Origin of the sequence: Psychrobacter sp. Ps6 (assembly GCF_022129235.1) — a bacterium.
GTDB lineage: Bacteria > Pseudomonadota > Gammaproteobacteria > Pseudomonadales > Moraxellaceae > Psychrobacter.
The window spans coordinates 1-1056 of the sequence record NZ_JADQAI010000187.1; the positions used below are offsets into that span (position 1 = coordinate 1).

The window sequence follows — 1056 nt, forward strand, 5'->3', positions numbered from 1 at the left end:
ATCAAACGAGGGTCACTCTCGGGGAATAAAAATTTTTCAGCTCTCTTGGCCACCACCACCGAGGTTGGTGATTTAGACTATTTTCGGTGGTGAAGGGTAGAGCGTGATGGGTAACGCTATCAAAATATTCCACATATTTGATTTTTGCAAAGGTATCTATACCGGTTATGATAGTTGTATGAATGTGCTAAACATTTATTGTAGTGGTGAGTATATATCTACAAGATTTAAGTGGAATATACGTATATTACTTATTTAATTGAGATGTCAGATAATGGAATTAATGAAAATATATTCAGGTAAGGCTGAAAAAATTAAGGGTGACGGTTTTATATTCTATGATATCTACCGTGCAAATAATGACCAGTTATATATTCAATTGAGTGAAAATAATATAATCACAGCGACTAAAGGTACATTTAGTCGACGCCTTTTCATGGTTACACAAGATTTAATAAGAAAAAGTTTTTTAGACGGTACTCTAGTTCTTCCAGAAGGATTTGATCCTCTGGATGGTAGTTGGGAATCAGTGGGTAATAAAAATACGAGTGCTTTTGTTAAAGCGGCCTTGCGAGATTATTTTCCAGAAGAAAAATTGAAGTAATAACGAGTAGTTAATATTTGTTTGCGATATGTGGCATATTTACCATATATCGCATTTTTTGTCCGTGAAGTCTCCTCAATAATTGGTAAAGTCATTAAAATAATGCATATTGAATAGTAATTCATTATCTATGCGATTAATTATGATTAAATCGTTGCTAATATACTAACGTTGGTATCAATAAATTCAATGTGTTATCGATCGGAGAAGTTAGCAAAGATAACTGTATATATACAGTTTTGTTTTCATAATATAAAACATACAGAATAGTGTCAGTCAGTCGAGAACGATTTAATATATAATAATTTAATGGAATTAATACCTAGCGTTGTCCTTGAAGTGTCCTAAGTAACAAAAGTAGTCGTTTAACTGTTTAATATCAAATGGTTATAAGATACGTATTAGAGTCAATCCAGTATAAGCTTGGTTCGTTAGTTTTTTTCATATTTTTC

At 31.8% G+C, this 1056-nt stretch carries 1 protein-coding gene; it reads left to right on the forward strand.

Annotation, left to right across the window (positions count from 1 at the left end; all coding sequences use genetic code 11):
• The first annotated feature begins 274 nt into the window (after nucleotides 1-274).
• Nucleotides 275-604: a hypothetical protein gene (locus I3255_RS14755; protein ID WP_238039504.1), complete on the forward strand. Its 330-nt coding sequence runs from the start codon at nucleotides 275-277 to the stop codon at nucleotides 602-604.
• The last annotated feature ends 452 nt before the right edge of the window (nucleotides 605-1056 follow it).